Below are 26,888 nucleotides of genomic sequence, written 5' to 3'. Positions count from 1 at the left end.
TCACCCAATTTTGCGTCCGGATGGACGAAATGCCCGGCAAAACCTGCCGGGCGCCCGGCACTTCCTGCCTCCCGGCCCTCGAAACGGCAAAACCTGCCGGGCGAGAGGCATGGTTAAGGCAAGGTACCATAGTTATTTCAACGGGTTGGCCGCTTGTCGAAATTGCGACGGCTGGCCTGCCGATTGCTTCTTGGGTCTCCGAGCAAAATGCTCTCGACGGTCAAAACGACGGTCGAACACCTTGAAACAAGGACTTTCGTCATGGCGCTGAACAGCGTGAACACGAACTCGGGCGCAATGGTCGCCCTGCAGAACCTGCAAACCACGAACGCCGAACTGGGCGTCGTGCAGGGTCGCATCAACACCGGCAAAAAGGTCAACTCGGCCAAGGACAACGGCGCCGTCTGGGCTATCGCCCAGGGTCAGCGCAGCGAGATCAATGCTCTGGGCGCCGTCAAGGACAGCCTGGATCGCGGCTCTTCGGCCGTTGATGTCGCCATGGCTGCCGGTGAATCCGTCTCCGACCTGCTGATCCAGCTGAAGGAAAAGGCCCTGTCGGCGACTGACAAGTCGCTGTCGACGGCTTCGCGCAAGGCTTTGAACGAAGACTTCAAGGCCATCCGCGACCAGATCACCACGGTGGTCTCGAACGCCAAGTTCAACGGCGTGAACCTGCTGGACAACTCGACCACGACCAATGGCTACAAGGCCCTGTCGAACACGGCCGGCTCCACCATCAAGGTGGCGGGTGAAAACCTGTCGCTGGGCGGCGCCAACGTGACCGTCGCGGCTACGACGACCATCGGCACCTCGACCCTGGCGACCACCGCTCTGACGGCCGTCAACGCTTCGATCGACAACGTGTCGTCCGCCCTGGCTCGCCTGGGCACCGGCGCCAAGTCGCTCGACACGCACCGCTCGTTCGTCGGAAAGCTCTCCGACGCTCTGGAAAACGGCGTGGGCAACCTGGTCGATGCGGATCTGGCCAAGGAAAGCGCACGACTGCAGTCGCTGCAAACCAAGCAACAGCTGGGTGTGCAGGCTCTGTCGATCGCCAACCAGTCGACCTCGATCCTGCTCGGCCTGTTCCGATAAGCCAATGGAAGGGCGGGACCTCGGTCCCGCCCGACCGTTCCCCAAGGGACGCCGGAAGCCCCGGCGTAAGGAGCCATGGACACCAATGCGAAGAGAGTAGGCGCAAGCGTTCCCCCCGTCGTCGCAACCACTTCGTCCGCGACTTCGAGCAACGACTTCCAGAAGGATCGCGCTGCCCAGATGGCCGACGAGGCCGCCCGGTATCGCCTGATTATCGAGGAGGGCCCCACCCAGGGGACCTTCGTCTACAAGACCCTGGACAGCGCCACCGGTGAGGTCGTCCGCCAGTTCCCGCGAGAGCAGGTCCTGCGAATGGCCGAAAGCGGGGGCTACACGGCCGGGGGCCTGATCGACACCAGCGCCTGATTTTCGGACGCCGGCCCAGATCTTCAGACCGCTCGGGACCGCCCGACGCGGTTAATCGTCGTGGTTTACCGCCGTTAACCATACGGGAACCGTTGCAGTCCTAGCCTCTCGGCGAACATCCCGGGGCTAGAAGACCTATGACGACGAACAGCGTTCACACCAATGCCGCCGCCGCTGTCGCGCTGCAGAACCTGTCTCGAACCAACGACAACCTGACCGGGGTCCAGAACCGGATCTCGACCGGGCTGAAGGTCCAGGGGGCCAAGGACAACGCCGCCATCTGGGCCATCGCCCAGGGCCAGCGCGCCGACCTCGGCGCCCTCTCCGCCGTCAAGCAGAGCCTGGACCGCGCCACCTCCATCGCCGACGTCGCCATGGCGGCGGGCGAATCGATATCCGATCTTCTGAACCAGCTGAAAGAAAAGGTCGTCGCGGCCAAGGACGTCTCGCTGAAGACCCAGTCGCGCCAGCTGCTGGACGCCGACTTTAAGGCCCTGCTGCGCTCCATCAAGTCAGCCGTCGACAACGCCTCCTTCGATGGCGGCAACATCCTGAACGGCTCCCTGACCAACGGGCTGAAGTTTCTCGCCAACGCCGGCGCGACCCAGTTTGTGACGTTGTCGGGCAAGAACCTCTCGCTCAGCGGCTCGATCATCTCGCTCAGCCTGACCGACAGCCTGCTGACGGTCACCGGCTCAACCACGGCCCTGACCAAGCTCGACGCCTCGATCAACAACCTGAACAAGTCGCTGGGCGACGTCGGGGCTCAGGCCAAGCAGATCTCGGCCCACAACACCTTCGTGGCGAAGCTTTCCGATACGATCGAGTCGGGCATCGGCAATCTGGTCGACGCCGACCTGGCCAAGGAAAGCGCACGTTTGCAGGCCTTGCAGGTGCAGCAGCAGCTGGGGGCTCAGGCTCTGTCGATCGCCAACCAGGCGCCGCAGATCATCCTCAGCCTGTTCCAGGGCTAAAAGCGGCTACCGGACTGGTGGCCGATCACGACGGGAGAGGGGCGGCGGCGCGGCTGGTGCGCCCTGTCTCCAAACCCGTACAACGCCAGAAGAGACTGGATAAGCGACTTCGGGAAGATCATGGCCTCGCTCCTGTCTGACGAGATCACAACACGATTCGCATTCCATCGTTCCCTGCGCGGACGTTAATCTCGCATTGAGCCCGCTCGCGTACCCTTGCGCGCGGAGGATCGAGTGGCGGTCAACAGCAGCTATCTACTGGGTTTGTATGGAGGTTCTTATGACCCCTCGACCTCGGCTGCGCTGACGAACCTCATTACGAAAAAGGCTCAGCCGACCGCGCCCTGGAGCACGTCCGCCCAGGCGACCGCGCCCAAGCCCGACGCCCTGGTCCGCGCCGCCCTCGGCGGCCGCCCCTTCGTCAACGAGGATGCCGCCCAGCTCGACGTGAAGGGCGCCTCGGCCGACTACAGGAAGCTGTTCGCCCTCTATCAGGGGCTGGAGTCGCTGAACGCCCTGGCCAACCGCGCCTCGGTGAAAGGCCTGACCTCCACCGATCTGGCGCTGACCCAGAAGCGGTTCGCCTCCGGCCTGGCCGAAATCAGCGCCTATATCGGCAAGGCCGAGTTCGACGCGCTACGGCTGGTGCAGGGGACCTCGTCTTCGACATCCAAGACCACGGCCGCCGTTCCCCGCGACAGCTCCAACTCCATCACCGGCCCGGTCCACGAAGGCTCGCTGGATACGCCGGTGAAGGCGCTCGAGGGCGACACCAGGTTCAATATCACCATCAAGGTGCCAGTGGGCCTCAGCACCCAGACTACGGCCGTCCCGATCGATCTCAGCGAGATGGGCGCGACGCCGCGGACGATGGACAACGTCACGGGCTTCATCAACGGCAAGCTTGAGGCCGCCGGCTTCCAGACCCGGATCGGCCGTGACCAGATCAAGGCGACGCCGCAGACCGTTCAGGTCGCCGGCAAACCCGTGACCCTGCCGGCCGGCCCTGATCGATGGGCGCTCGCCATTCGCGGGAGCTCGACCGAAACCGTCGGCTTTACAGCTGCGGAGAAGTCCGACGCCGTCTATGTCGTTCAGTCCGCAGGCTCTCCCGCCACGACCGTGACCACCACGGTCAATGGCGTGACGACCACCAAGACGACTGTTGCGGCCACCACCACCAACCAGATCCTCAAGTTCCAGAGCGACGGCGGCACGGCGGCCCCGCCCACCGGCGGCAACGTCGGCGAGACCCAGTGGGTCGACGGCCGTATCTCTCAGGAGAAGATGCCGGAAGGCGTCTCCGCCGTGCGCGCCAGCGCGGTCGGGCCGGACGGCTCCCTGTGGATCGTCGGCGACGTCACCTCCGGCGGCTCCAACCAGCCGATCAAGGGCGTCCAGGACGTCGCCCTGATGAAGTACGATTCCGCCGGCCGGCTGGTCGCGACCCGAACCCTGGGCGCATCGTCGACCGCCAGCGGCTACGCCATCGCCATCGACGACAATGGCGATGTCGCCGTGGCCGGCTCGGTCACCGGCGCGCTCAATACCTCGACCACGGACGCAGGCAAGGCCGGAGAGGTCGCCAACGTCGCCGACAGCTTCGTCACCGTCTTCAACAAGGACGGCGAAGAACAGTGGACCCAACGGCGCGGCGCCCGCGCAGCCGATGAGGCGACCAGCGTCTCCTTCGGCGACGACGGCCTCGTCTATATTGGCGGTCGATCGAAATCCGCCATCACCGGCGCGGTCCCGGTCGGCGGCTGGGACGGCTATGTCCAGGTCTTCAAGGCGGGTGAGCCCTATCCGACCGCCGGCATCGTCTCCAGGGCGGTGGGCCAGTCCCAGTTCGGCACCGGGGGCGACGACAGCGTCGACGCCATGACCATCGACGGCTCCAGCCTCTACACCGCCGGTGTCGAGGACGGTCACGCTGTGGTGCGCCGCTTCACCCTGGACGCGGCGGGTGTTCCGACCCTGGCCTCGACGCGCGACCTGGGCGCCATCTCGGGCGACATCGCCGGCGTCTCGGTCGCCAACGGCAAGGTCATCCTGACCGGCACCAGCCGCGACAGCGGGCTGAGCGCCGGAACGACCACCACGACCCATTCGGGCGGCAAGGACGTCTTCGTCGCCGCCATCTCCACCGACCTGACCGCCGCCGGCACCGACCGCCTCAGCTGGTACGGCGGCGCGGGCGAGGACTCGGCCGCCGATGTGAAGGTCCATGACGGCAAGGTCTGGATCACCGGCATCGCCGACCGCGACCCGGCCGCCAAGGACACCGATCCGACCAAGGCCTATCTGACCCGGCTCGACCCCCTGACCGGGGCGGTCGAATACACCCGCACCTGGTCCGGCGACGGCGACCAGGCCAGGCCCATGACCCTGGCGGTCGCATCGGGGGGCGCCAGCGTTCTGGACCGGCTGGGCCTGCCCCAGGGCGAGATCGACCAAAGCGATTCCAAGAAGCTGATCGACGCCACCGCCCTGCGCGTCGGCGACCGCTTCTATGTCTCCCCCGCCAACGGCGGCCGGGCCACGGCCGTGACCATCGACGCCAAGGACACCCTCGCCACACTGGCCCGCAAGATCAGCGTCGCCTCGGGCGGCAAGCTGAAGGTCACCGTCGCCTCCGAAGGCGGCGCGGTCACCGGCAAGGACGGCGAGACGACGACCACGACCGGCGGGGTGCAGCGCCTGTCGATCATGGCCAAGGACGGCAAGACCGGCGCCATCCTGACCTCCGGCGAGACGGGCAGGGACGCCCTGCTCGGGCTCGGCCTGTCGGCGGGCTACGTCGGCCTGGCGGCGGCGGACACGTCTGTGAAGACCTTCGGCCTCGGCCTGCCCGGCAACCTGACCCTCAACAACGCCGCCTCGATCGCCGCAGCCGGAGAGAAGATCCAGGGTGCGCTGAAGGGCATCCGCGACGCCTATCGCGGACTGGCGCCGCAGGACGCCACCGCGTCCGCCTCCGGACCCGTGCCCGCCTATCTGACCAACCAGCTCGCCAACTACCAGGCTGCGCTCGCGCGCCTGACCGGATAAGCGGGCGCCGTTTTCGCTTCTCAGTTGACGCCCCGGGGCGGGGCGGGGTTATTGAGGCCTTCAAGGCCCGACGCCCCGCGAGCTCCGCTTCATGCAACTTCCCACCGACAATCGCGTCATCATCGCCATCGGCGTAGGCCTCGCCGTTCTGGCGGCCGTGGTCCTGGCCATGGTGTTCGGCGTGAGCCACGAACCGGCCGCGCCGAAGACGATCGAGACCGAAGACCCCGGCGGCCTGACGGTCGCTGTCGGCGACGCGCCCTCGCTGGAGCCGACGCGCGAACTGCGTTGCTTCGTCAATGGTCAGTTCATCGGTATGGCGACCCTGTCAGACTGCGCCCGGCGCAACGGTCTGGCGACCGACGCCCTCGACGTGGGCCTGGACGAGTCTGGCAACCTCGCCGCCGCTCCCACCGCCTCCTTCGCCCCGCCTCCGACACTGCCGACGGCGGTCGAGACGGCCGATGTCGGCGTGTCCGATCCCTATGACGCCAGCGTCCCCGGCAAGTCCGAGACGCAGGTCCAGCAGCCCGACCCCCGCGTCGAACGCGCGTCCGGAACGCCCTGCCTTCGTTACACCGGTTCGGACTGGCGGGAGCTGGGCCGTATGAACCTCAATCAGTGCGTTCAGGCTCTCTATGCCGGCACCTGCGTTCGTCCCGGTGACGCCCAGTATGGCCGCCACGGCAACCTGACCCTGCGTCTGGTGCCCCGGCGCGTAGAACAGTCCAACGACAACACGCGCTTCCGCATCCTGGCCGATCAGGATCGCAGCTGCCAGTTCCCGAGCCTGAACTGATGATCCGTCCCATCCTGATTGCATCGATCCCGGCGATCGCGCTCATCGCCGGCTGCGCCCAGTCAGTGAAGGCCCCGACCGATGCTGGCGTCTGCTACGCCGTGGAGCGGCCGGAGGGCGAGCCGGTCTTCAACGTCGTCGCGCGCGATCAGGCCCAGATCGAGATGTGCGCCGCACGCCTTGAGGAGATGCGTCTGCGGTTCCGCAGCATGGGCATCCCGCAGGAAGAGGTCACGGGCGCCTATCAGGGCCAGTTTGTCTTCGTGGATCGCCGCGGCGTCTCGTTCGGTCGCACGCTCGAAGGGTCCCGCTTCTTCGCGCTGGCCAGAACCGGCGACGGCCGTCTGGCGGTGCCGGGGGCCATAGAGCGGGATGTCACCGAACTGGGCGTTGTCGTCGAAGAACGCGCTGCGCCCGCCTTCCCGGGGCAGTAGAACAAAGTCGGAACACGTGTTAACGGTCTCGCAGGCGCGCCTCGCGAGACCAGGATTTTAAGCCCGGTCGCAGAGACGTCCGGAGCGAGCAGAGAAAGAAATTCATCATGGCGGGAAGCGTCAACAAGGTCATCCTCATCGGCAATCTGGGTCGCGATCCGGAAATCCGCTCCATGCCGAACGGCGATCGCATCGCCAACTTCTCGCTGGCGACGTCCGAAACCTGGCGCGACAAGTCGTCGGGCGAGCGGAAGGAGAAGACCGAATGGCACCGGGTCTCGGTCTTCAACGACAACATCGTCAAGGTCGTTGAAAACTATGTGAAAAAGGGATCGACCGTCTATGTCGAAGGCTCGCTCCAGACGCGCAAGTGGACCGACAAGGACGGCGTCGAGAAATACACCACCGAGATCATAATCGGCCGCTTCAACGGCCAGCTGACCATGCTGGGCGGCCGCGATGGCGGCGGCGCTTCGCAGGGCGGCGGCCAGGGTTCGGGCGGTCGTTCGAACGACGACGACTACTCCTCGGGCTTCTCCACCGGCGGCGCCAACAAACCCTCCGGCCCGCGCGAAAGCTATGACCTGAACGACGACATCCCGTTTTAGCCCGACGGGTTCATCCAGATCGAAACGTCGGCTCATGCATTGTGAGCCGACGTTTTTGTTTGAGCGTGCGATAGGCCGTCCGTGCCCGTAACTCCCGACAAGCCTCACAGCCCGCTGACCCTGCTGGAGATCGGCGCGATCGCCGCCATTGTGGTGATCTGGGGCGCGAACAATGCTGCGGCCAAGGTGGCGACCGAGGTCATGCCGCCGCTGCTGGTCGCGACGCTGCGGTTCGCCATCGCCGCGGTCTGCCTGATCCCCTTTGTGCGGCCGCCCTTCCCGAACTGGAAAAGCCTCCTTCTGATCGTCATCCTGGGCGGCCCGATCCACTACGGCCTGCTCTACTGGGGTTTCTCCCTGGCCCAGGACGTCAGTCCGGCGGCCGTGGCCTCCCAGCTCTGGATCCCCTTCACGGCCCTGTTCGCCTTCCTGCTGCTGGGCGAGCGGCTGTCCATCTACGCTCTCGGGGGCCTGGCGATCGCCTTCATCGGGGTTGTCTGGATGTCTGCGGATCCGCATGCCTTCAACGACTGGCAGGCCATCGTTCTGGTTGCTGCGGCCTCGGCTTTCTGGGCGATCACCACGGTCATCGCCCGGCGCACCACGTCCATCCCGCCTCTGAAGATGCAGGGCCTGCTGGCCTTCGTCGCCCTGCCGACGCTCGCTTTCGGCTCGGCCATGTTCGAGCGGGACCAGGTCGAGGCGGTGCGCTCCGCCACGCCCCTGATCTGGCTGTGCCTCCTGTGGGCAGGAGTCGTGTCTTCGGTCTTCGCCACCTCGATGGTCTTCTGGCTGGTCCAGAAGCGCGAGGCCGGCCGGGTGACGCCCTATTTCCTCGTCACGCCCGTCGTCTCCATGGCCATCGGCTGGGGGTTCCTGGGCGACGTCCTGACGCTCCAGATCCTGACCGGCGCCGCCCTGACCATGGGTGGTGTGGCGGTCGTGGCCCTGGCGGAGCGCGGATTTCGCGCCGGCGCCGCCAAGGCCTGACCGACGGCTAGGAGGCCGGCTCGAACACGCCGCAGGCGATGCGATCGCCCGCCCCGCCGATCGGCTGGGACACGTGGTCGTCGCGGTTGGCGTGGACCAGGAAGGACAGGCCATCCGAATCCAGCAAGTCGTGTCCGGGGCCGTCGACCAGCCCTGCGCCTGACAGATAGACCTCCGCGTGCACGCTCCCGTCAGCGGCGGCGTAGACGTTCTGCAGGTCGCCGAGATCCGGTCCGCCGTTGGTGTTGAGCAGGCCATGCGGACGCTTCTGCGGATCCGGATGGTTCACGTGCGCGCCCGCCGAGGTGAAGCCCGGTCCCTCGCAGGTTCCGACGGCGTGCAGATGGACGCCATGCCAGCCCTCTGGCCAACCCTTGCCGTCGACAACGAACAGCATGCCGAGAGGCCCGCGATAGCCCGTGACTGTTCCTGCGTCCTCGCCTGCAGCGTTGACGAGAGAGGCTGTCACCGTGGGCGTGGGGGCAGGCGCCGGCGGGGGCACGGCGGTCTGCGCCATGGCCCCCCCGGCAATCAGGGTCAGGGCGGCGGCGAGGGTCGGTATGCGCATCAAATCGTTCCTTTCACGGATCGCGGCGGCTTGCGGCAAACTTTGCCTCGCGACGCCTCCGATGCTAGAAAACCGGACAGCGGATCACGTTCCGATTCCGGCCATCTAAAGCCTAAAATCCTTGACCGACGACAGCTACGATAACGCCGCACCGCCTCCCGTTTCCGGAGGCGGTTCCGGCGGCTCGGACATTTCCATCATCTCGATCGAGGACGAGCTGAAACGCTCCTACCTCGACTACGCCATGAGCGTGATCGTCAGCCGTGCGTTGCCGGATGCCCGTGACGGTCTGAAGCCGGTTCACCGTCGCATCCTTTACTCGATGCACGACCTGAACATGACGCCGGAGCGCAGCTATTCGAAGTGCGCCCGCGTGGTCGGCGACGTGCTCGGCCGCTTCCACCCGCACGGCGACGCCTCGGTCTATATGGCCCTGGTCCGCATGGCCCAGCCGTTCTCGATGGGTCTGATGCTGATCGACGGCCAGGGCAACTTCGGCTCGGTCGACGGCGATATGCCCGCCTCGATGCGATACACCGAGGCTCGGATGGCCCCGGCCGCCAGCGCCCTGCTGGCCGACATCGACAAGGACACCGTCGATTTCCAGCCGAACTACGACGAGAAGGAGCTGGAGCCCGTCGTCCTGCCGGCGCGGATCCCGAACCTGCTGGTCAACGGCGCGGGCGGCATCGCCGTCGGCATGGCCACCAACATCCCGCCCCATAACCTGGGCGAGATCGTCGACGCGGCCGTGGCCTTGCTGGATGACCCCGACATCTCCGACGACGCCATCCTGGACATCGTGCCGGGACCGGATTTCCCGACGGGCGGCGAGATCCTTGGCCGGACCGCGCCCCGCAACGCCCTGCGCGACGGTCGCGGCTCGGTCATCGTGCGCGGCGTCGCCTCGGTCGAGACGATCCGCAAGGACCGCGAAGCCATCGTGGTCACCGAGCTGCCGTTCCAGGTCAACAAACAGACCCTGATCGAACGCATCGCCGAAATGGTCCGCGAGAAGCGTCTCGAAGGTATCTCCGACGTCCGCGACGAATCGGACCGTCAGGGCATGCGGATCGTCATCGAGCTGAAGCGTGATGCCTCCGGCGACGTGATCCTGAACCAGCTGTGGCGCTACACGGCCATGCAGTCGTCGTTCGGCGTCAACATGCTGGCCCTCAATCACGGCCGCCCTGAACAGATGGGCCTGCGCAAGATGCTCGAGGTCTTCCTCGAGTTCCGCGAAGAGGTCGTGGTCCGACGCGTCAAGTTCGAGCTGGCCAAGGCCCGCGACCGCGGCCACGTCCTGGTCGGTCTGGCCGTCGCCGTCGCCAATATCGACGAGGTGATCCACATTATCCGCTCCTCCGCCGATCCGGCCGAGGCGCGCGAACGCCTGCAGGCCAAGGCCTGGCCCGTCGGCGACATGATCGCCCTGGTCGAGCTGATCGCCGATCCGCGCTCCGTCCTGATCGACGGCGACAGCCTGAAGCTGACCGACGAACAGGCCCGCGCCATCCTGGGCCTGACGCTGAGCCGCCTGACCGGCCTCGGACGCGACGACATCTTCGGCGAGGCGCGCGGTCTGGCCGACACCATTCAGGGCCACCTGACGATCCTGTCGGACCGCAAGAACATCATCGCCATCATCCGCGAAGACCTGCTGAAGGTTAGGGACGAGTTCGCCGTGCCGCGCCGCACGACGATCGGCGAGGGCGACTTTGAGCTGGAAGACGAGGACCTGATCCCGCGTGAGGACATGGTCGTCACCGTCACCCATGGCGGCTACGTCAAGCGCGTCGCCCTCAACGCCTACCGGACCCAGCATCGCGGCGGGAAGGGCAAGTCGGGCATGACGATGAAGGACGAGGACGCCGTCGTCGGCGTGTTCTCCGCCTCGACCCACACGCCCGTCCTGTTCTTCGCCACCAACGGCAAGGCCTACAAGCTCAAGGTCTGGCGCCTGCCGCTGGGCGCCCCGACCTCGCGCGGCAAGGCCTTCGTCAACCTGCTGCCGATCGAGCCCGGCGATTCGATCATGAACGTCCTGCCCCTGCCCGAGGACGAAACCACCTGGGGCGACTACGACATCATGTTCGCCACCCGTTCGGGCGACGTGCGCCGGAACAAGCTGTCGGACTTCGCCACCGTCAACCGCGCCGGCAAGATCGCGATGAAGCTGGAAGACGGCGACCACATGGTCGGCGTGGCCCTGTGCACCTCGGAGGATGATGTCCTCCTGACCACCGCCGGCGGCCGCGCCATCCGCTTCAAGGCCGACGACGTCCGCGTCTTCAAGGGCCGGGATTCGACCGGCGTTCGCGGCGTCCGCCTCCAGGGCGACGACGCGGTGATCTCCATGGCCATCCTCGGCCGTGTCGACGCCACGCCGGACGAACGCGCCGCCTACGTCAAACACGCCAACGCCATGCGCCGCGCGACGGACGGCGAGGACGACACGGCTGTGGTCGAGGCGGACGATGAGGTCGAAGGCTCCGGCGACGCCGCCCTGTCGGTCGAACGTATCGCCGAACTGGGCGCGGCCGAACAGTTCATCCTGACCGTCACCGAGACCGGTTTCGGCAAGCGCTCCTCGGCCTATGAATACCGTCGCACGGGTCGGGGCGGGCAGGGGCTCACGGCCCACGGCCTCGGCGGTCGCGCCGGTACGCGCCTCGCCGCCGCCTTCCCGGTCGAGGACTCGGACGATCTGCTGCTGGTCACCTCCAGCGGCCAGATGATCCGCACCCGCGTGGGCCAGGTCCGCATCGTCGGCCGCTCCAGCCAGGGCGTGACCATCTTCCGCACCGCCGAGGGCGAGAAGGTCGTGTCGGTCGAGCGTCTGGCGGACTCGGGCGGGGATGAGCCCGAGGTCGAAGACAGCGGTGACGCGGAGGCTTAGTCCTCCTCCGTCGGGGGAGGGGGACCGCGAAGCGGTGGAGGGGGCTAGCCCCAAACTCCGTTGCTCGCGGCGAGCCCCCTCTGTCTCTTCGCTCCGCTTCGAGCCACCTCCCCCGACGGGGGAGGATTAGATGGCATCCGACCTCCTCATCGACGGCCTCCCGCCGACCGACGACGACCTCCGTTACCTCGCCATCGTCAACTACGGCGCCTACACGTCCTTCCGATTGGCGGACGGCGGCGTGCGCGGTCTCGATCTGCACCTCGCCCGCCTGGACGCCTCGGCGATCGAACTGTTCGGAGAACCGGTGGGCGAGGACCGTCTGCGCGACCTGATTCGCATCGCCGTCGTCGACCGGCGGGACGCCTGGCTCCGCGTCGGCCTGTTCGCTCCGGAGATCCTGCCCCGCAGCCCCTCCGCGAAGGTCCGACCAAGGGTCATGACGACGGTCTCCGCCCCGCCGGCTCCGCTCGCGACCTCGGTACGCGCCCAGCTCCGGACCTATGTCCGCACCGACGCTCACATCAAGCACACGGCCATCTTCCCCCTCATCCACGCCCGCCGGCTGGCGCGACAGGCCGGCTTCGACGACGTCCTGTTCGCCGACGCCGACGGCCTCATCTCCGAAGGGGCCACCTGGAATATCGGCTTCCTCACGGGCGAAACGGTCATCTGGCCCGAGGCGCCCATGCTGGACGGGGTGGCCCAGAGTCTGATCCGGGCGAACCTCTGGACGGTCGGGCTGGAGAGTGTGACCCGGCCTGTCTTCGTTCGCGATCTCGACGCCTTCGACGGCGCCTTCCTGTGCAACAGCGCGACGCCCGCCTGTCCGATCACAGCCATCGGCGACCAGGTCTTCGTCGCCTCCCCGGAGCGGATCGAACGGATCGCACACGCCTGGTCGTCGAACACGCCCCAGCTGATCTAGGCCGGGCCCGCAACGCCTGCTAATCAAGCCAAAAGCCGGGGACAAAACGCATGCGGATCGGGCTCTACCCGGGGACTTTCGACCCCGTCACCAACGGCCACATGGACATCATCGGCCGGGCTGTGAAGCTGGTCGACCGGCTGGTCATCGGCGTCGCCCAGAACGACGACAAGGGCCCGCTGTTCTCGACCGCCGAACGGGTCGAGATGGTCAAGGCCGAGGTCGCCCGGCTGAATGCCGACATCGAGGTTCAGCCCTTCTCGACCCTGCTGATGCATTTCGCCGAGAAGCTTGACGCCAACGTCATCGTGCGCGGCCTGCGCGCCGTCGCGGACTTCGAGTACGAGTTCCAGATGACGGCCATGAACCAGCGCCTCAATGACGACATCGAGACCGTGTTCCTGATGGCCGACCCGCGCCACCAGGCCATCGCCTCGCGGCTGGTCAAGGAAATCGCCCGGCTGGACGGGGATATTTCCAGCTTCGTCAGCCCCGCCATCGCCGCCGCCGTGCGCGACCGCGTCAAACGCTAGAACGCCTCAGGACACTGTTTTGAAGATCACGCCTTACGTCCTCGCCGCCGCCCTGTCGGTCCTCGCCCCTGCCGCAGCCATCGCCCAGACGGCGCCTCCTACCGGCGCCCCGATCCCTGCGGCAAGCGACTGGCGCACCATCGCGCCCGAGAACCTGCTGGTCATCGATACGTCGAAGGGCCGGATCCTGGTCGAGCTTGAGCCGCGCGCCACGCCGCGCCATGTCGAGCGCATCCGCACCCTGGCGGACCAGGGCTTCTACGACGGTCTGAAGTTCCACCGCGTCATCACCGGCTTCATGGCCCAGACCGGCGACCCGCTGGGCACGGGCGCGGGCGGTTCAGAGCTGCCCGACATCGCTGCCGAGTTCACCTTCCGTCGCGGCCGCGACGAACGGTTCGCCCCGATCGAGGGCGGGGCCCCGACCGGCATCGTCGGTCTGGTCGGCTCCCTGCCGGTCGTGACCCAGCCGGACGCCCAGATGATGGTGACGGCGGACTTCAAGGTCGATGCGGGCGGCTTGTTCTGCACCGGCGTGGCCGGCATGGCCCGCTCAGGGGCGCCCGACAGCGCTAACAGCCAGTTCTATCTGATGATGGCGACCAATCCGGTCCTGAACGGCAATTACACCGCCTTCGGCCGCATCGTATCGGGCCTGGAGGTCGTCAGCCTGCTGAAGGCCGGGCCGGAGAGCGCCGACGGCGCCGTCACGGACAATCCGGATACGATGACGCACGTGCGCACGGCCGCCGCCTTGCCCGAGGGCGAGCGTCCTACGGTCCGGGTTCTGGACGCCCGCTCGGCGGCCTTCCAGGCGCATGTGGCGCAGGTCCGCGCCGCGCGCGGCGCACAGTTCACGGTCTGCGACATGCAGCCGGTGGCCGAGGTTACAGGGGGATGACGATGCGGTTGACGGCTCTGGCGATCGGTCTGGTTCTGGCGGGCGCATCCGTCGCCGAGGCGCAGGAGACGGCGGCGACGGCTCCGGAACAGGCGGCCTCAGCCCCGACGGACTGGCGCACGGTCCCCGCCGACAACCTGATGATCATCGACACCAACCGGGGCCGCGTCCTGGTCGAACTGGCCCCCGAGGCCGCGCCCCTGCATGTCGAGCGGATGCGGCTTCTGACCCGCAGGGCCTTCTTCGATGGCATCGTCTTCCACCGCGTCATCGACGGCTTCATGGCCCAGACCGGCGACCCGCTGGGCAACGGCGAGGGTCAGAGCCCTTACCCCGACATCAAGGGTGAGTTCACCTTCCGTCGAGGCCCCGAGACGCCCTTCACGCCGGTCGCGTCGCCCGCCGGCGCCATTCTGGGCTTCCTGAACAGCCTGCCGATCCAGACCCAGCCGACGACCCTCATGGCCACGACCGGCGACGGCAAGGTGCACGGCTGGGGCGCCTATTGCCCCGGAGTCGCCGGCATGGCCCGCGACGATGCCCCGGACAGCGCCAACTCGCAGTTCTTCCTGATGCGCCAGCCCTATCCGGCGCTCGACAAGCGCTACACCGTGTGGGGCAATGTCGTGTCCGGGCTGGACGTCGTGCGGGCCATCAAGGTCGGAGACGGCGACAACGGGGCGGTCACCGCCGAACCCGACCGCATGATCCGCGTCCGCATCGCATCCGACCTGCCCGAGGCCGAACGGCCGGTGGTTCAGGTGCTGGACACGGCTTCGGCCGCCTTCAGAACCCTGGCCGACGGCGTGCGCACGGCGCGGGGCGCGGACTTCTCGATCTGCGACATCGTCCTGCCGGTTCAGGTTTCGGGCGCGGCCGCCCCGGCGGTCTGACCCCCGCGACCCCGGCCGCGACGCCGCCGCTGGGGTTTGCGGGCCTCGCGCATCTGCTGCAGCAACAGGCCTTCGCGCAGACCCCGGTCGGCGACCCGCACCCGCTCGCTGGGCCAGGCCCGCTGCACGGCGTCCAGAATCGCGGCGCCCGCCAGCACCAGATCGGCGCGGTCCGGCCCGATGCAGGCCTCGGCCGCCCGCCCCTTGGGCCCCAGGGCCTTCAGCTTCTCGGCCGCCGCATCGCATTCGGTCCGTGTCATCCAAAGGCCGTCGACCCGGTCGCGCTGATAGCGCCGCAGGTTCAGATGCACGCCCGCCAGACTGGTGATCGCGCCTGAGGTCCCGACCAGATGGCCCCGGCCCGTCGCGAACAGGCGCCGGAATTCCTCGTCGTCGAACTGTCCGAGCGCCAGGGCCGCGCCCATGTCGCCGACCATCGCCTCGTACCAGTCCTCGCCCGACCCCTCCGGTTCCGGGTGCCGCTCGGCCAGTGTCACGACGCCCAGCGGCGCGGACATCCAGGCCACGGTCTTCATCTCCGCGCCCGACTTCCTCAGCCAGGACAGCTCGGTCGACCCCCCGCCGACGTCGATGACCAGCACCGCCTCGGCCTCGGGGTCGAACAGGTTCAGACAGCCTTCGACCGACAGTCGAGCCTCTTCCGCAGGATCGATGATTCGCAGCTTCAGCCCGGTCCCGCGCCGGACCCGGTCGATAAATTCCTCGCCGTTCTCGGCCTGCCGACAGGCTTGCGTCGCGACCGCGCTCAGCCGGACGGAATCGACGCCGCGTCGCACGACCCGCTCGGCGCACAGGGCGAGGGCGTCATAGGCCCGGTCCATGGCCGCGTCGTCGAGACGACCGGTCCGCGACAGGCCTTCGCCCAGTCTCACGATGCGACTGAAGCTGTCGACCACGCGAAAGCCGGTCCGCGCCGGACGCGCGATCAACAGGCGACAATTGTTGGTCCCCAGATCAAGGGCGCCGAACACGGGACCGTCGCGACCCGACGAATCCCGCATGGACGCCCGTTGGACCCGGGACCGCTCGTCGCGCCGCCTTGGCGCGCCGTCGGGTTCCGGCATGGGCCGAACTTTCAAGTGGGCGCGTCCAGAACGGGCGCCCGTCCCGATCAATCTAGTCCGGCCGATCCGTCCGCGCCAAGCCTATCTGTCGCGAAGATGAACAGGACCACGGGCATTCCGCTCAGGCGCGGGGTCGTATCCGTGCAGAATGACCCAGTCCCTGACTGCCAAATTCGGCCTCGGCCAGATCGTGCGTCACCGCGAGGAAGCCTTCCGTGGCGTGGTCGTCGATGTCGACGCCGCCTATGCGGGACCTGCGAACGAGCCCGGCCCTGACAAGCGCGACCAGCCCTTCTATCGCGTCCTGGCCATGGGCGGAGACGCGGGCTTCCTGATCTACGCCGCCGAGAATGTGCTCGAACACGATCCCGACGTCGCACCCCTGTCGGCCGCCGATCAGGCCCACTGGTTCAGCATGGACGGGAATGGTCGTATCGCACCCCGCGCGCAGCCTATTCACTGATTGGGCCTGATCCGGCCGTTGGCTCTTGGCCGTCGGGTCTCTAGACTGACGGTTCAAGGAGCGCGTGATGGCTGATTTCGAACATGTCTTTCAAACCCCGCCCGAGGGCGCGGCGGCGGACTGGACGATCTCCCAGAATTGGCGCGCCTATACCCAGGTCGAGCACGACACCTGGGACACCCTCTACGCCCGCCAGATGAACATCCTGCCCGGGCGGGCCTCTGACGCCTTCATGAAGGGCTTGAAGGCGCTGGATCTGAACACCGGCGGTATCCCCGACTTCGCCTTGATGAACCCCAAGCTGAAGGCCCTGACCGGCTGGACGGTGGTTTGTGTGCCCGGGCTGGTGCCCGACGACGTCTTCTTCGACCACCTGGCCAACCGCCGCTTCCCGTCGGGCCAGTTCATCAGGAAGCCCGACCAGCTCGACTACCTGCAGGAGCCGGACATCTTCCACGACGTCTTCGGCCACGTCCCCATGCTGACCGATCCGAATTTCGCCGACTACATGCAGGCCTACGGCAAGGGGGGGCAGCGGGCCCAGTCTCTGGGCATGCTCAAGAACCTGGCGCGCCTCTACTGGTACACGGTCGAGTTCGGCCTGATGGACGAGGGAGAGGGGCTGCGCATCTACGGCGCGGGCATCGTGTCGTCGGCGACCGAGAGCGTCTTCTCGCTGGAGGACCCGTCGCCCAACCGCATCGCCTTCGACCTGGAGCGGATCATGCGGACCGACTACCGCATCGACGACTTCCAGCAGGTCTATTTCGTCATCCCCTCGATCGAGGCCCTGAATGACGCGACGCTTGAGGACTTCGGCCCCATCTATGATCGCCTGAAGGGCGCGTCCGAGATCGGCATCGAGGCCATTCAGCCCTACGACCGCGTCATCACCCACGGCACCCAGGCCTATGCCCACAAGGGCGGAAGGTTCGCAGCATGACCCGCACGATCACCCTGGTTCTGATCGCCGGCCTGGCCGTCTCGGCCGCCGCCTGCACCGAGTCCAAGCGCGCCCGGAACGCCGCGACCTGGGGCGACAAGCCCGCCGACATCACCTGCTGGACCTATGGGACAGAGACCTTCTCCGGCCGATCAACGGGCAAGGTCGAACACAGCGAGGAGGGCCGCATCGCCTTCGTCGACGCCGCCAACGGCCGCTATACAACGGTCGATGGCGAGTGCCGGGTGGTCTATCTGGCAGAGGGCGACGCAGCCGCGCCTGCGCCGGTTGCGCCTGTGACGGCTCCGGCTGCAACCGTTGCAACGGTCCCGGCTCAGACGGAAGGCTCTCCAGCTCAATAATCCCCGTGCGCCCCGGCGAAGGCCGGGGGTGCACGGAAGGAAGCTAGTCCTCCGTGATCAGACTCTTCGCCTTCGTATCCCGCATGAGGACGTAGGTGATCAGCGAAATCCCGATCATTCCGGTGACGTACCAGAAATACAGGCTCTCGCGCCCATCGAGCTTGAACCACAGCGCGACGTATTCGGCCGTCCCGCCGAACACGGCATTGGCGATGGCGTAGGGCAGGGCGACGCCCAGGGCCCGGATATGGGCCGGAAACAGCTCGGCCTTCACGACGGCGTTGATGGCCGTATAGCCGGACACGATCACCAGCGCCGCCAGCGACAGGGCGAAGGCGGCGTAGGCGTTGGTCGTGACCGCCAGGGTGCTCATGATCGGCACGGTGCAGAACAGGCCCAGCACCCCGAAGGCGATCATCACGGGCTTCCTGCCGATCCGGTCCGACAGCGCCCCCACCAGCGGCTGGATCAGCATGAAGATCAGCAGGGCCGCCGCCGAGATCTCGGTCGCCTGCGCCTTTGTGAAACCCGAGGTGTTGGTCAGGAATTTCTGCAGATAGGTCGTGTAGGTGTAGAAGGCGAGCGTGCCGCCGGCGGTCAGGCCGATGACGATCAGCGCCTCCTTCGGATGACGCAGCACCAGCTCCAGGGCGCTCGATTTCGGGCCCGAACGTGTCTCTTCCGACTGGAAGGCCCGGGTCTCGTCCAGCCGGCGACGCAGCCAGAACACCACGACAGCCAGCGCCGCTCCCACGAAGAACGGGATACGCCAGGCCCAGGCGCTCAGCGCTTCTTCGCCCAGCGTCCGCTGCAACACGATCAGCAGCGCCAGCGCGAGCAGCTGGCCCGAGATCAGCGTGACGTACTGGAAGCTGGACCAGAAGCCCCGATGCTTCGCCGTCGCCATCTCCGACAGATAGGTGGCGCTGGAGCCGTATTCGCCGCCGACGCTCAGCCCCTGCATCATCCGCGCGATCAGCAAAAAGATCGGCGCGGCGATGCCTATGGTCGCATAACCCGGCGTGCAGGCGATCAGCAACGACCCCGCACACATCAGGCTGACCGACAGCGTCAGCCCCGCCTTGCGCCCCTTGCGATCCGAATAGACTCCCATGACCCAGGCCCCGATCGGACGCATCAGAAAACCCACGGCGAAGATGGCGGCGGTGCTCAGCAGCTGTGCAGTGGGCTCGCCCTTGGGAAAGAAGACGGGCGCGAAATAGACGGTGAACGCCGCATAGGCGAACCAGTCGAACCACTCGACCAGATTGCCGGCCGATCCCCCGATGATGTTCCGCAGGCGGCGGGCGGGGGTCATCCTGGGGTGCGCGTCGGTCATGTTGCGGTCTCCACGGGCCGGCGGACGGCAAGGGCGACGCCCACGGTCCAGGCGGCGAAGGCGATCTCCAGCACGCGCTGGGCTCCGCCATAGAATTCAAATCCGGGATGGATCAGCCAGATCGCGCCGGCGGCGGGCGCCCCGCAGACGATGGCCAGATGAAACAGGTCTCGCCCGCGAGGCCAGGATTTGGCCGCCATCCCGACAAGCGCCAGGCCCACGAGCCCGCACAGATAGCCGATGCCGCCCAGCACCTCATGCAGCAGGGCGGCAGGGCTCGGGTTCGCCAGAGAGCATTGGAAATCGCACGGGAAGACCCCGCCGAACATCAGGCCGAGACCGTTCAGCGCGCTCAGGCCAAAGCCGATCACCGCCAACGGGCTGCGCGGAAACAGCGGGATGCACATCAGCCAGAAGGCGGCCAGCAGCACCCCGGACGCCATGAAGGCATAGCTGACGCCCGGTCCCGTCACTGTCCCGGTCGCGCCCAGCTCGCTGATGTACTGGCGCAGATGGTCGTAGCCCGGATAGGCGAACCCGGCCGAGATCGTGGCCACCGCGAGGATGACAAGGCTCAGGATCGCGGCGGCGAAGGCGAGTTGGCGCAAGATCACTTTCCCCCGAAGTCGGCAGCGCCATCCTTCAGGGATTTGCCCATCCTGGCCAGAGGCACGGGCGCCCCGCCGCGATCATCCTCAAACCGCTCGATCTCGCGATAGCCGGCCGCCAGATACAGCGGCTCCCCGCCCATGGTCGCGACGAGTTCGACTGAGGTGTAGCCCTCGGCCCGCGCCGCCGCCTCGCACAGGTCCAGGATCATCCGGCCGATCCCGCGCCTGAGAAAATCGGGGTGAGTGTACATGGCCCGCACCCGCGCCGCATCGACGCCGGGCGTCAACGGCTCCGGGACCCGGCCCGGCGTATGGTCGCCGCCATAGGTCGTGATCCTCCGGCTCCATCCGCCGCAGGCCGCCAGCATGCCGTCGGCCTCCACGATGAAATAGGTGCGGTCGGCGATGATCTGGCTGTCCAGCCCCATCAGCACCCGGCTGGCCGCGACCTGGTCCGGCGTCAGGAAGTCGGCCAGCGGGCCCGAGATGGCCAGATCCATCAGGGCGACGAGCGCCGGGATGTCTGCCTCGGTGGCGATGCGGTGGGTCAGGGTCATCGTTGCGACAGCGCCGGCCAGGCGATCCAGGTCCCGACGGCGTAGCAGACGCCGTAGACCAGCACGATCAGCGAACTCCACAACACAAAGGGCGTGACGCCGCCCGGGTTGGCGATGAAGGCGGGGACCAACACCAGCCCTCGCAGCAGATAGACCGCCGAGATCAGCACCAGGGCCGTCCGCATCAGGGGCAGGCGCGCGATCAGCCCGGCCCCCGAGAAGGCATAGGCCGCCCACACCGCCAGCACGGCCGCGATGCCGAGGGTGACCAGCGTCGGCGTCAGCGATCCCCGCTCGGCCATCCGCGCCATGCCCTCGCCGGCGCCGAAGAACCGGTACCAGGACGGCCCGCCCGCGATCACCGCGAGATGCAGCAGGGACGCCGCCGCGCTCAACACGCCGCCGACGATCAGGAACGGGTTCTGCGCCATGGGATCCTGTCAGGTTCGCTGGAAGGGGTAGAAGCCGCTTCCCAGCTTAAGCAGGGCCGTGAGTTCGTCCAGAGCGCCCCGGCGCTCCTCCAACAGCGCCGGATCGGCCAGGTCCGCCGGCGGCAGCGTCTCGCGGTACCAGCGCCCGGCCCAGGCGGCCAGACGCGCATGCAGGTCGTCGGTCAGCCGCATCGCCGGGTTTGTCGCCGCCAGCTCCGCCTCGGTCAGGACGACGCGCAGACGCAGACAGGCCGGCCCGCCGCCATTCCGCATCGACTGGCGCACATCGACATACTCGACCCGCCCGATCGGCCCGTTCGAGGCGACCAGCCGCTGCGCCACCGCATGCGCCCTCGCATTGTCGCGCGTCTCCGTCGGACAGATCAGGGTCAGCCGGTTCTCGCCCGGCAGCGAGACCAGCATCGAGTTGAACAGATAGGAGGAGATCGCATCGGCCAGCGGCAGATCTTCATTCGACACCTCCACGAACACCGGCTCGAACCCGCTCGCCGCCGCCCGGATCGCGGCATGGGTCGCGGCTGTGTCCTCGAACGCCAGCTCGTGATGAAACAGCGTCTCCAGCGCCCCGACGCAGACCACGTCGTTGTGGAAGGTCCCGCCCGCGATCGCCGCCCGCGACTGCTGCGCCAGCACGACGCCCGACGCTCCATGCCGCCGCCCCACCGCCTCTGACGCCTGACGTGTCTGCCGGGCAGGGTAGGGACCGTCCCAATGCTCGAAGGCGTCCCGCCCCCAGACCAGCAGATTGACCCCCGGCTCGCCGTGCCCGGCGCACAGCCGCACATGGTTCGCCGCACCCTCGTCGGACAAGTGAGCGACGGCGGGCAGGGCGTCATGGACGGCGAACCGCTGCGGATCGGGGAACAGAGCCTCCAGCGCCCGCTTCGTCTGCGCATGCTCCAGCGACCGGTGCAGGTTGGTGTGCAGGTTCGCCGGCGTGAAATGCACCCGGCCGTCGGCGGCATCCGCGCCGGGCGTCACCGTCGCGGCGTTGGCGGCCCACATCGGGGACGCCGAACAGGCGGCGGCGGCGAAGGTCGGCGCCTCTTTCCAGGCCCGCTCCAGCACGGCGCCGTCGGTCCCTGAGAAGCCCAGCCGCCGCAGGAACGGAATATCCGGCCGCTCGTGCGGCGGCAGGACGAACTGCGGCAGCCCCAGGTCCGCGAGCCGCTTCATCTTGTCGAGCCCCTGCAGCACTGCAGCGCGCGGGTTCGACGCCTGACCCTCGTTCAGGCTGGAGGCCAGGTTCCCCGGCGACAGCCCCGCATAGGAATGCGTCGGCCCGATCAGCCCATCCGCGTTGGCCTCGACGGCGCTCATCGCAGTCCCCTGATCTCGCCCTCGATATTCTTCACCGCACCGGCCTCGAAGCTGGCGACCGGATAGGCGCAATAGTCGGCGGCGTAATACGCGCTCGGCCGGTGGTTGCCGCTGGCGCCCAGGCCGCCGAAAGGCATGTCTCCGGCGGCGCCGGTGGTCGGGCGGTTGAAGTTCACCACCCCGGCCCGGATGCGCCGGATGAACCGGTCCCAGTTCGCCGGATCGTCACTGACCAGGCCTGCCGACAGCCCGTAGCGGGTCGCATTGGCCGCCGCGATCGCCGCCTCGAAAGACCCCACCCGCGTCACCGAAAGGAAGGGGGCGAACATCTCCTCGTCAGGGACCTCGACCCCGGTCACGTCGAGGATCGCCGGCTTCACGAAGGCGCCCGGCAGGTTGTCGACCGGCCCCGACGCCCGGATCACTTTCGCGCCCAGATCGATCCGCTGCTGCAGCGCAGCCAGCGCCTGCTCCGCTGCGCGCTGGGAGATCAGCGGCCCGGCATAGGGCTCCGGCGTCGAATCCCATGGGGCAAAGATCAGTCGTTCGACAAGGGCGTTGACCGCCTCGACGATGGCGTCCCCTTGCGCCCCCTCAGGCACGATCAGTCGCCGGGCGCAGGAACACCGCTGCCCGGTGGTCACAAACGCGGACTGCACCACGATCCCGGCCACGGCCTCCGCGTCCGCCGCATCCCAGACCACCAGAGGATTGTTGCCGCCCAGTTCCAGCGCCAGGATCACATGCGGATCGTCGGCGAACTTGCGCCGGAAATGCGCGCCCGCCGCACCCGAGCCGGTGAACATCAGGGCGTCGATCGGCTGGTCCAGCAGGGCCGCCCCGACATCGCGTCCGCCCTGCACCAGGTTGAACACCCCGGCCGGCAGATCGGCTTCTGCAAGGCATTCGGCGATCAGCTGACCCGCGTGCGGCGTCTCCTCCGACGGCTTGAACACTACCGTGTCCCCGGCCAGCAGGGCCGGCACGATATGGCCGTTCGGCAGATGACCCGGGAAGTTGAACGGCCCCAGCACCGCCGCCACACCATGAGGCCGATGCCGCAAGGTCGCCGTCCCGAACGCCGTCTCGGACGTCCGCTCGCCGGTCCGCTCGTCATAGGCCCGGATCGAGAGATCGACCTTGCCCGCCATCGACCCCAGTTCGGCGGTGGTCTCCCACAGCGCCTTGCCGGTCTCGCGGCTGATCGCCTCGGCGAAGGTCGGCGCCCGCGCCTTCAACGCCGCCTGATAGCGTTTCATCGCCGCGATCCGCTCGTCGCGCCGCCGGTCGGCCCAGTCGGGGAAGGCCGCGCGTGCGGCCTCGACGGCGGCCCCGACCTGCGCCCCCGACGCCTCGTTCCCGCGCCAGACCCGCGCCTCTGTCGCCGGATCGAAGGAGGCGAACCCGTCTCCCGCGCCGTCGACCCATGCGCCGTTCAGATAGAGTTTGCCGTCGCTCATGATTTCACCCGCACCCTATCACCCGCCCGCACCTTCAGCGCCGCCGCCGTCTCCGCGGTCACGTGCACGGTCTCGCCTTCGATCGCCGCCCGCGCCCGCACGGCCCGGAACGTCTCTACGCTGTCGGTTGAGACCAGAGCCGGCAACTCGGCCTCGAATTCCTCCGACACCACGACGCTCAGCCGCCGCGCATCCCGCACCGTGCGGATGTGGTCGCGCGGACAGGCCACCGTCGGTCCGGCATCGAAGATGTCCACCAGCCCGTTCGGCCGGAACCCCTCGCTCTCCAGCAAGGCCATCGCCGCCACCCCTTGCGGATGCACCTTGCCGATCACCGCCCGCGCCGGCTCAGGCAGCAGGTCGACATAGATCGGGTGCCGCGGCGCCAGGTCGAGGATGAACTGCTTGTCCGTCGATCCCGTCATCATGTCCGCCTGATCGAACGGCATGGGGAAGAATTTGTGCGCCACATGGTCCCAGAACGGACAGGCGCCGTCTGGCGTGAACACCCCGCGCAGCTCGGCCAGAACCGTCTCGGCGAACAGCTCAGGCTGGGCCCCGATCAGCATGTACCGCGACTGGCTCAGCAACCGCCCCGCGCCGCCCTTGCGCCGGTCCGCCTTCAGGAACAGCGACCCGACCTCGGTCCAGCCCGAGCACTCGTTCACCAGCGTCAGGGTCTGGTGATCCATCCGGATGCCCAGCGACGGCGACTGCGCCGGATTGTTGGAGATGCGGAACGAGAAGAACGGCCGCTTCAGCCCCACCGTCGCCTTGACGCTGGCGATGCCGTCGACGTCGCCGGTGTCGGTCTCCTCCATCATGAGGGTGAACCATCGGTCGGGCACGGGAATGGCGCCGGTGAAACTGTCGCGACTGACGTCGAGCCGCTCCGACAACTGGTCGGGATCTTCAGGCAGGCTGGTGAAGCCGGGGCCCGACAGGATGGCCAGCTCCAGCAGGTGATCGAGGTCGGCGGGACCGGCGGGACGAACGACGAGCATCTAGACAATCACTCCCACTATTCTTTCGTCATCCTCCGGCGAGCGTAGCGAGACCGGGGGACACAGCGGCGCGCGATAGCGCGAAACTGTCGCGGACACAGACTGCCTGAACAGATCGCCTTCGGCGCCGCTTCGTCCCCCGGTCTGCGGCGCGCAGGGCGCCTTGCCGGAGGATGACGAAAGGAAAAAAGCAGGAGTCACATCGTCTCCAAACGCAGCGCCTTGAGTTTCAGCGCATCGATCTCGCCCGAGGCGATCTTGCACAGCATCAGGGTCGACAGCTGCGCCCGTTCGACGAAACTGTCGGGCCAGGCGAACTCTTCCGACGAATGGATCAGCCCGCCGCGAACCCCCAGCGTGTCGATATTCGGCAAGCCGGCGGCATGCAGGTTGTTGCCCTCGCATACCCCGCCGGACGGCGACCAGGCGATCGCCTGACCCAGCAGGGCCCCGGTCTCCCGCACCGCCTCGAACAGAGCGGTCTGCGACGCATCCATCGGCTTGGGCGCCCGCGTCATCCCGCCGTGCAGGTCCAGAGTCAGCCCCTCGAACGGCGGCATCGAAACGATCTCGCCGATCGCATCGGTGATCCAGGCGGAGGCCTGGGCATCCGGCACGCGCACATTGAACCGCACCACGGCGTTGTCGGCGACGACGTTCAGCGCCCCGCCGCCGGAGATGCGCGCCACATTGACCGTCACCCCCTCGCGCCGCCCGTTCAGCCCGTGCAGGGCCGCGGCGATCATCGCCGCCCCGGCCACCGCATTGGTTCCCTCGTGGAAGGCCCGCCCCGCATGGGCCGCCTTGCCGGTCACGATCAGGTGGAAGTTGCCGCTGCCCTTCCTCGCCCCCGCAAGTGTCCCGTCCGCCAGCGCCGGTTCATAGGTCATGCCGACATGCCCGCGCGCGCCGAGCGCGGCCAGCAGCGGCGCCGAGGCCGGCGAGCCGATCTCCTCGTCGGGCGACAACAGGACGGTCCAGCCGATCCGCTCCCGGTCCGGATGGGGCTCGAAGGCCGCGAGCGCCCCGAGCATGACGGAGATGCCGCCCTTCATGTCGGCGATCCCAGGCCCGTTCAGCGCGCCGTCGGGCCGTGTGACCACGGTCTGGAAGGCGCTGTCGGCCGGATAGACGGTGTCATAGTGGCCGGTCAGCACGACCTGGACCGGCGCTTCCGGTCGCGCCGTGATCTTCAGCGCATCGGCCCGCGCCTGCGGACGCACCGACCCGTCGTCGCCGATAGTGGAGAAGCCCTGCGTTGGAATCCGCTCGACCGTGGCCGACAAACGCCCCGCCTCGACCTCGAGCAGGCCGAGCACGGCCTCCAGACCTTCCGCATGATCGCTGCCGGAGTTGACGTTCGCCCATCGAACCGCGCGGTCGATCAGATCGGCCTCGCCCCGCCCGACCAGGTCGAGGGCGGCCTGATCCTGTGGGAGAATCCGCATGGTGGGACTTCTAGCCGGGGTGGCGGGAAAGGTGAAGGCATTGCTCCTGTGCCCCTCTCCCCTTGCGGGAGAGGGAGACGGCGCACGAGAGCGCAGCGATCGTCCTGGCGCCGGCGGGTGAGGGGTCGCACCGGCCGCTCCATTGAACCCCCGGCAGCCCTCACTCCGACCGCGGTACAACCCCTCATCCGTCCGCTTCGCGGCCACCTTCTCCCGCAAGGGGAGAAGGAAGAGCACCCCATACCCATCAACACATCCGCCCAGGACCCCAACGATTTCAACGCCCGGGTCTATTTAGAGCCTTTATGTGCGCCCCCTCCCGGGCCGGGCTTACACTGTGTCCGTCCCGTCGCATGGGGAAGGCGTCCTGGGCCCAGGACCCGGACGTGCGGCGGGGCGCGATCGAGCGGGAAACTGTATCGCTGCGCGCGGCCGAGGACCCTGATCTGGCGTTGAACCTGGATCTGCGGAGGCACGAACCGGCGCTGATTCAGGACTGTCCATGGGGTGACAAACCGTGGAGCCCGGAGGGGCCTGACACCCTCCGCCCGTCGCGGGCCGAGGTCGGACAGGGTTTAAGCGGCGCAAAGCGTGGGGGTCGAAAACGACGAAAACCTCACAGGCTGCACGAAGCCCGTCACCGGCCGCTCGCGTGAACCGGTCGCGACGGAGCCCCGGCGCGAGCCGAAAATTCTCATCCGGTCCCCGTAACGCGAAAGCAGGGGGCCATATCGGTTCCGGGCGACCGCCCAGGCTCCGTCCACTTCCCCACCCGTTCACAGCGGAAGAGCGATGACGGCTGCCC

26 protein-coding genes are annotated in these 26,888 nt (G+C 67.7%); 16 read left to right on the top strand and 10 right to left on the bottom strand.

Annotated features, from left to right (window positions below):
• Positions 1 to 261 precede the first annotated feature (261 nt).
• The 8 genes from ACW17Y_RS11560 to ACW17Y_RS11525 all read left to right on the top strand — a co-directional run bounded on the left by ACW17Y_RS11560 (position 262) and on the right by ACW17Y_RS11525 (position 8,317).
• Positions 262 to 1,095: a flagellin gene (locus ACW17Y_RS11560; RefSeq protein ID WP_492035849.1), complete on the top strand. Its 834-nt coding sequence runs from the start codon at positions 262 to 264 to the stop codon at positions 1,093 to 1,095.
• 180 nt (positions 1,096 to 1,275) lie between these two features.
• A complete protein-coding gene (locus tag ACW17Y_RS11555; RefSeq protein ID WP_492035848.1) occupies positions 1,276 to 1,461 on the top strand; it encodes a flagellar protein FlaG in 186 nt (61 codons plus the stop codon).
• A 137-nt stretch (positions 1,462 to 1,598) separates the two neighbouring features.
• Positions 1,599 to 2,435, top strand: a complete 837-nt coding sequence (locus ACW17Y_RS11550) for a flagellin (RefSeq protein ID WP_492035847.1) — start codon at positions 1,599 to 1,601, stop codon at positions 2,433 to 2,435.
• A gap of 234 nt (positions 2,436 to 2,669) precedes the next feature.
• Positions 2,670 to 5,486, top strand: coding sequence for an NHL repeat-containing protein (locus ACW17Y_RS11545; RefSeq protein ID WP_492035846.1), 2,817 nt, complete (start codon positions 2,670 to 2,672; stop codon positions 5,484 to 5,486).
• A 91-nt stretch (positions 5,487 to 5,577) separates the two neighbouring features.
• A complete protein-coding gene (locus tag ACW17Y_RS11540) occupies positions 5,578 to 6,285 on the top strand; it encodes a hypothetical protein (protein WP_492035845.1) in 708 nt (235 codons plus the stop codon).
• Positions 6,285 to 6,719 (top strand): hypothetical protein, encoded by a 435-nt coding sequence (locus ACW17Y_RS11535; protein ID WP_492035844.1) that lies wholly within the window; start codon positions 6,285 to 6,287, stop codon positions 6,717 to 6,719. The genes ACW17Y_RS11540 and ACW17Y_RS11535 overlap by 1 nt, the downstream gene beginning before the upstream one ends.
• Positions 6,720 to 6,826: 107 nt before the next feature.
• Complete coding sequence (ssb, locus tag ACW17Y_RS11530) at positions 6,827 to 7,327, top strand: single-stranded DNA-binding protein (protein ID WP_492035843.1); 501 nt, start codon at positions 6,827 to 6,829, stop codon at positions 7,325 to 7,327.
• A gap of 81 nt (positions 7,328 to 7,408) precedes the next feature.
• Entirely contained in the window at positions 7,409 to 8,317 is a 909-nt protein-coding gene (locus ACW17Y_RS11525) for a DMT family transporter (RefSeq protein WP_492035842.1), read from the top strand.
• Positions 8,318 to 8,324: 7 nt separating this feature from the next.
• Here ACW17Y_RS11525 and ACW17Y_RS11520 read toward each other — a convergent pair whose 3' ends face one another.
• Positions 8,325 to 8,885, bottom strand: a complete 561-nt coding sequence (locus tag ACW17Y_RS11520) for a superoxide dismutase family protein (RefSeq protein WP_492035841.1) — start codon at positions 8,883 to 8,885, stop codon at positions 8,325 to 8,327.
• Between the two features lie 121 nt (positions 8,886 to 9,006).
• Between ACW17Y_RS11520 and gyrA the strand changes: the two genes are divergently transcribed.
• From gyrA to ACW17Y_RS11495, 5 genes are all read left to right on the top strand, one after another.
• Positions 9,007 to 11,784 (top strand): DNA gyrase subunit A, encoded by a 2,778-nt coding sequence (gyrA, locus tag ACW17Y_RS11515; protein WP_492035840.1) that lies wholly within the window; start codon positions 9,007 to 9,009, stop codon positions 11,782 to 11,784.
• Positions 11,785 to 11,914: 130 nt separating this feature from the next.
• Positions 11,915 to 12,712, top strand: a complete 798-nt coding sequence (locus ACW17Y_RS11510; protein WP_492035839.1) for an aminotransferase class IV — start codon at positions 11,915 to 11,917, stop codon at positions 12,710 to 12,712.
• 50 nt (positions 12,713 to 12,762) lie between these two features.
• Entirely contained in the window at positions 12,763 to 13,245 is a 483-nt protein-coding gene (gene coaD, locus ACW17Y_RS11505; protein WP_492035838.1) for a pantetheine-phosphate adenylyltransferase, read from the top strand.
• 19 nt (positions 13,246 to 13,264) lie between these two features.
• Entirely contained in the window at positions 13,265 to 14,146 is an 882-nt protein-coding gene (locus tag ACW17Y_RS11500) for a peptidylprolyl isomerase (RefSeq protein ID WP_492035837.1), read from the top strand.
• Positions 14,143 to 15,039, top strand: coding sequence for a peptidylprolyl isomerase (locus ACW17Y_RS11495; protein WP_492035836.1), 897 nt, complete (start codon positions 14,143 to 14,145; stop codon positions 15,037 to 15,039). Before ACW17Y_RS11500 ends, ACW17Y_RS11495 begins: the two co-directional genes overlap by 4 nt.
• On the opposite strand, the gene ACW17Y_RS11490 is transcribed toward ACW17Y_RS11495, so the two are convergent.
• Positions 15,006 to 16,124, bottom strand: a complete 1,119-nt coding sequence (locus ACW17Y_RS11490; protein ID WP_492035835.1) for a Ppx/GppA phosphatase family protein — start codon at positions 16,122 to 16,124, stop codon at positions 15,006 to 15,008. The two genes, ACW17Y_RS11495 and ACW17Y_RS11490, sit on opposite strands and share 34 nt — an antisense overlap.
• A gap of 148 nt (positions 16,125 to 16,272) precedes the next feature.
• Here ACW17Y_RS11490 and hspQ point away from each other — a divergent pair, with 148 nt between their 5' ends.
• The 3 genes from hspQ (at position 16,273) to ACW17Y_RS11475 (ending at position 17,892) form a co-directional block, all read left to right on the top strand.
• The gene (gene hspQ / locus ACW17Y_RS11485) at positions 16,273 to 16,587 is read left to right on the top strand and encodes a heat shock protein HspQ (protein WP_492035834.1); all 315 of its coding nucleotides are present in this window, start codon (positions 16,273 to 16,275) and stop codon (positions 16,585 to 16,587) included.
• Between the two features lie 67 nt (positions 16,588 to 16,654).
• Complete coding sequence (phhA, locus tag ACW17Y_RS11480; RefSeq protein ID WP_492035833.1) at positions 16,655 to 17,530, top strand: phenylalanine 4-monooxygenase; 876 nt, start codon at positions 16,655 to 16,657, stop codon at positions 17,528 to 17,530.
• Complete coding sequence (locus ACW17Y_RS11475; protein ID WP_492035832.1) at positions 17,527 to 17,892, top strand: hypothetical protein; 366 nt, start codon at positions 17,527 to 17,529, stop codon at positions 17,890 to 17,892. Before phhA ends, ACW17Y_RS11475 begins: the two co-directional genes overlap by 4 nt.
• 43 nt (positions 17,893 to 17,935) lie before the next feature.
• Here the strand turns inward: ACW17Y_RS11475 and ACW17Y_RS11470 are convergent, their stop codons facing one another.
• The 8 genes from ACW17Y_RS11470 to ACW17Y_RS11435 form a co-directional block, all read right to left on the bottom strand.
• Positions 17,936 to 19,231 (bottom strand): MFS transporter, encoded by a 1,296-nt coding sequence (locus ACW17Y_RS11470; RefSeq protein WP_492035831.1) that lies wholly within the window; start codon positions 19,229 to 19,231, stop codon positions 17,936 to 17,938.
• The gene (locus ACW17Y_RS11465; protein ID WP_492035830.1) at positions 19,228 to 19,839 is read right to left on the bottom strand and encodes a DUF998 domain-containing protein; all 612 of its coding nucleotides are present in this window, start codon (positions 19,837 to 19,839) and stop codon (positions 19,228 to 19,230) included. The genes ACW17Y_RS11470 and ACW17Y_RS11465 overlap by 4 nt, the downstream gene beginning before the upstream one ends.
• A 2-nt stretch (positions 19,840 to 19,841) precedes the next feature.
• The gene (locus ACW17Y_RS11460) at positions 19,842 to 20,399 is read right to left on the bottom strand and encodes a GNAT family N-acetyltransferase (protein ID WP_492035829.1); all 558 of its coding nucleotides are present in this window, start codon (positions 20,397 to 20,399) and stop codon (positions 19,842 to 19,844) included.
• Entirely contained in the window at positions 20,396 to 20,830 is a 435-nt protein-coding gene (locus ACW17Y_RS11455) for a hypothetical protein (RefSeq protein ID WP_492035828.1), read from the bottom strand. The genes ACW17Y_RS11460 and ACW17Y_RS11455 overlap by 4 nt, the downstream gene beginning before the upstream one ends.
• Positions 20,831 to 20,839: 9 nt before the next feature.
• On the bottom strand, positions 20,840 to 22,171 hold the full coding sequence (gene astB, locus ACW17Y_RS11450; protein ID WP_492035827.1) for an N-succinylarginine dihydrolase: 1,332 nt from the start codon (positions 22,169 to 22,171) through the stop codon (positions 20,840 to 20,842).
• A complete protein-coding gene (astD, locus tag ACW17Y_RS11445) occupies positions 22,168 to 23,631 on the bottom strand; it encodes a succinylglutamate-semialdehyde dehydrogenase (protein ID WP_492035826.1) in 1,464 nt (487 codons plus the stop codon). The genes astB and astD overlap by 4 nt, the downstream gene beginning before the upstream one ends.
• Entirely contained in the window at positions 23,628 to 24,635 is a 1,008-nt protein-coding gene (locus ACW17Y_RS11440; protein ID WP_492035825.1) for an arginine N-succinyltransferase, read from the bottom strand. Before ACW17Y_RS11440 ends, astD begins: the two co-directional genes overlap by 4 nt.
• 197 nt (positions 24,636 to 24,832) lie before the next feature.
• Positions 24,833 to 26,083, bottom strand: coding sequence for a hydrolase (locus ACW17Y_RS11435; RefSeq protein ID WP_492035824.1), 1,251 nt, complete (start codon positions 26,081 to 26,083; stop codon positions 24,833 to 24,835).
• Positions 26,084 to 26,888 lie beyond the last annotated feature (805 nt).

The sequence above is a fragment of the Brevundimonas sp. AVps7 genome, assembly GCF_058681545.1.
The sequence above is the reverse complement of the archived record's forward strand: the minus strand, read 5'-3'. Positions and strand labels throughout refer to the sequence as shown.

Excerpts from the sequence above, each read along its gene's own strand:
- ACW17Y_RS11440 (WP_492035825.1), bottom strand. The coding sequence starts at position 24,635 with ATGCTCGTCGTTCGTCCCGCCGGTCCCGCCGACCTCGATCACCTGCTG.
- ACW17Y_RS11475 (WP_492035832.1), top strand. The coding sequence starts at position 17,527 with ATGACCCGCACGATCACCCTGGTTCTGATCGCCGGCCTGGCCGTCTCG.
- ACW17Y_RS11540 (WP_492035845.1), top strand. The coding sequence starts at position 5,578 with ATGCAACTTCCCACCGACAATCGCGTCATCATCGCCATCGGCGTAGGC.
- ACW17Y_RS11560 (WP_492035849.1), top strand. The coding sequence starts at position 262 with ATGGCGCTGAACAGCGTGAACACGAACTCGGGCGCAATGGTCGCCCTG.
- ACW17Y_RS11495 (WP_492035836.1), top strand. The coding sequence starts at position 14,143 with ATGACGATGCGGTTGACGGCTCTGGCGATCGGTCTGGTTCTGGCGGGC.
- ACW17Y_RS11470 (WP_492035831.1), bottom strand. The coding sequence starts at position 19,231 with ATGACCGACGCGCACCCCAGGATGACCCCCGCCCGCCGCCTGCGGAAC.
- coaD (WP_492035838.1), top strand. The coding sequence starts at position 12,763 with ATGCGGATCGGGCTCTACCCGGGGACTTTCGACCCCGTCACCAACGGC.
- ACW17Y_RS11435 (WP_492035824.1), bottom strand. The coding sequence starts at position 26,083 with ATGCGGATTCTCCCACAGGATCAGGCCGCCCTCGACCTGGTCGGGCGG.
- ssb (WP_492035843.1), top strand. The coding sequence starts at position 6,827 with ATGGCGGGAAGCGTCAACAAGGTCATCCTCATCGGCAATCTGGGTCGC.
- ACW17Y_RS11510 (WP_492035839.1), top strand. The coding sequence starts at position 11,915 with ATGGCATCCGACCTCCTCATCGACGGCCTCCCGCCGACCGACGACGAC.
- astD (WP_492035826.1), bottom strand. The coding sequence starts at position 23,631 with ATGAGCGACGGCAAACTCTATCTGAACGGCGCATGGGTCGACGGCGCG.
- phhA (WP_492035833.1), top strand. The coding sequence starts at position 16,655 with ATGGCTGATTTCGAACATGTCTTTCAAACCCCGCCCGAGGGCGCGGCG.
- hspQ (WP_492035834.1), top strand. The coding sequence starts at position 16,273 with ATGACCCAGTCCCTGACTGCCAAATTCGGCCTCGGCCAGATCGTGCGT.
- ACW17Y_RS11460 (WP_492035829.1), bottom strand. The coding sequence starts at position 20,399 with ATGACCCTGACCCACCGCATCGCCACCGAGGCAGACATCCCGGCGCTC.
- ACW17Y_RS11490 (WP_492035835.1), bottom strand. The coding sequence starts at position 16,124 with ATGCCGGAACCCGACGGCGCGCCAAGGCGGCGCGACGAGCGGTCCCGG.
- astB (WP_492035827.1), bottom strand. The coding sequence starts at position 22,171 with ATGAGCGCCGTCGAGGCCAACGCGGATGGGCTGATCGGGCCGACGCAT.
- ACW17Y_RS11535 (WP_492035844.1), top strand. The coding sequence starts at position 6,285 with ATGATCCGTCCCATCCTGATTGCATCGATCCCGGCGATCGCGCTCATC.
- ACW17Y_RS11520 (WP_492035841.1), bottom strand. The coding sequence starts at position 8,885 with ATGCGCATACCGACCCTCGCCGCCGCCCTGACCCTGATTGCCGGGGGG.
- ACW17Y_RS11550 (WP_492035847.1), top strand. The coding sequence starts at position 1,599 with ATGACGACGAACAGCGTTCACACCAATGCCGCCGCCGCTGTCGCGCTG.
- ACW17Y_RS11455 (WP_492035828.1), bottom strand. The coding sequence starts at position 20,830 with ATGGCGCAGAACCCGTTCCTGATCGTCGGCGGCGTGTTGAGCGCGGCG.
- ACW17Y_RS11555 (WP_492035848.1), top strand. The coding sequence starts at position 1,276 with ATGGCCGACGAGGCCGCCCGGTATCGCCTGATTATCGAGGAGGGCCCC.